Consider the following 2,308-nt stretch of genomic DNA (forward strand, 5'->3'; position numbering starts at 1 on the left):
CGCCGTTGGCGATGCCATCGAGCAAATTGTTGATGTCGCTGGCGCGGTTGTCGAGCGACTGTGCGGTGAAGAAGTTGGTGGGGTTATCCAGCGCCGTGTTCACCTTCTTGCCCGTCGACAGGCGCGACTGGGTGGTGGCGAGGAGATCGGCGGTGGACTGGAGAGAGAGCAGGTTCTGGCGAACCGACGCAGAGAGAACAATACCGGACATGACTCTTACCCTTCTGGTTTACGCGTCTTCGTTCGATCGCTTCGGATCGAGTGACGGGCACAGCCTGCGCGTACATGGCTAACAAAAGATGAAATCTGCTTGCGAGCCGTAAGCGCCGGTTCACCATAAGGCCGTGCGAGCACGCCGAGATCGGTGACGATCGATCTGAAACTCTTCACGTTTTTTCGCCGTTTGCTCCCCGTTAACCATAACCAACGGTTACTTTTTCAGTCTCGCCAAATCACCTCTCGATCGCTCCTGCAAAAAGAAAACGGCGGGGCCGAAGCCCCGCCGCCATGACTTGCTTGCGATGTCGTCCGCTATTAGCGGAGCAGCTGGAGCACGCTCTGCTGCGACTGGTTGGCCAGCGACAGCGCGGAGACCGCGATCGACTGGCGGGTCGACAGCGCCTGGCTGTTGGCCGCTTCCTCGTTGGTGTCGGCCAGCGTCAGGTTGGACGAGCCGGTCTGCAGCACGTTGATCAGGTTCTTGTTGAAGTCCTGACGCACCTGCACGACGGAGAGGTTCGAACCGAGGGTCGAAGCTTCCGAGCGCAGCGTGCTCGACGCCGTGTTCAGATTGGCCAGCACCTTGTTGGTGGCCGAGTTGTCGATGAAGTCGGTGCCCTGCACCAGACCAGCGAGACCCAGACCCTTCGAGTTGAAGGTCACGCCGGTGATGTTCAGGTTCGACTTGCCGGTCTCGTCGAACACCAGCTTGAGCTGGTCACCGTTGAGCAGGTTGACACCGTTGAACGAAGCGTCCAGCGAGGTCGTGTCGATCTGCGTCAAGATGTTGTTGTACTGCGAGACCAGGTTGGTGCGGGTGGCTTGGGCAATAGGATCAGCAACCGGCGCGGTCGCATTCGAGAACGTCAGCGCCGTGGTGAGCGTGCCGCCAATGGTACCACCCGAGACAGCCGAACCGATCGTCGACGACGCATAGTCGTTGGTCGCCGAGACCGTCAGCCGGCCGTTGGCGTCGATCGTGGCAGTCAGGTTGTTCGCCTGGAGAGCCGTGTTGAGCTGATCGAGCGTCTTGACCGTGCCGCCGGTGCCATCGCCGAAGGTGACGTTGACCGCCGTGCCGCCATTGAAGGAGGTGAAGGTCAAGGTCTTACCGGAGACGCCACCGGAGGCCGCGGTGCGGCTCGCGGTGAACGCGGTACCGGTGCCAGTCGCGCCGGTGAGGCCGAGCGTGGACAAGGCATTGCCGGTTCCGGTGATCGTCAGATCCGAGTTGGCACCCGTGGAGATGTGCAGCGCGCCGGCAACAATCGACGAGTTGGTCTGGCCGGTCGCGGTGCTCAGGGTCGCCGTGCCGCCGGAGTTGGATGCGGTCTGCACGCCGGTGGCGAGGTCGATCGCATTCAAGATATCGGCAACCGTGCCCTTTTCCAGGTAAACAGTCGAGTTGCCGCTGCCGTCCGTGACGACGTTGCCGCTGACGCCGGATCCGCTGGCAACGTTGGCAGCCGCAGGCGTACCTGCGTTCTTGAACGTGATGGTCTTGCCGTTGACGTTCAGCGTCGAACCATCGGTGATCAGAGTGCCGAGGCTGCCCGAGCTGGTGGTGCGGGTCGCCGTCACTGTGGCATTGCCGGAGCCGGTCGCCGTGGTCAGGCCGAGAGCCTTCAGCAGGTCGGCCTTGCCAACCACACTGAGATCGGCACCGGTCGAGGTTTCCAGCGTGATCTTGCCGCCAGCGAGCGCGCTCACCGACGTCGTCTGGCTGGTGTTGGTGGTGATCGTCGCCGCGCCCGCAGCCACGACCGCATTCTGGACGCCGCTGGCAAGGTCGACCGCCTTCAGAACATCGCCAACCGTGGCTGTCGCGTTCGTGGCACTGGCACCAAGATAGATGATCGGGGGGGGGGGGGGGGGGGGGGGGGGGGGGGGGGGGGGGGGGGGGGGGGGGGGGGGGGGGGGGGGGGGGGGGGGGGGGGGGGGGGGGGGGGGGGGGGGGGGGGGGGGGGGGGGGGGGGGGGGGGGGGGGGGGGGGGGGGGGGGGGGGGGGGGGGGGGGGGGGGGGGGGGGGGGGGGACCCGCCTTGAAGGTGATGCTGTGGCCGTTGACGGTGAAGCTCGATCCATCGGTA

The 2,308-nt window shown here is 65.0% G+C and carries 1 protein-coding gene and 1 pseudogene; both read right to left on the reverse strand.

The window, feature by feature from the left end; genetic code table 11:
- The coding region (locus XH98_RS13030) for a flagellin N-terminal helical domain-containing protein (RefSeq protein WP_442868576.1) at positions 1–211 on the reverse strand (211 nt) is incomplete at its 3' end.
- A 323-nt stretch (positions 212–534) separates the two neighbouring features.
- Positions 535–2,076, reverse strand: a pseudogene (locus XH98_RS13035) (DUF1522 domain-containing protein); the annotation flags it as partial.
- Positions 2,077–2,308: the final 232 nt, after the last annotated feature.

Origin of the sequence: Bradyrhizobium sp. CCBAU 51745, assembly GCF_028128715.1 — a bacterium.
In the GTDB taxonomy this organism is placed as follows: domain Bacteria; phylum Pseudomonadota; class Alphaproteobacteria; order Rhizobiales; family Xanthobacteraceae; genus Bradyrhizobium; species Bradyrhizobium manausense.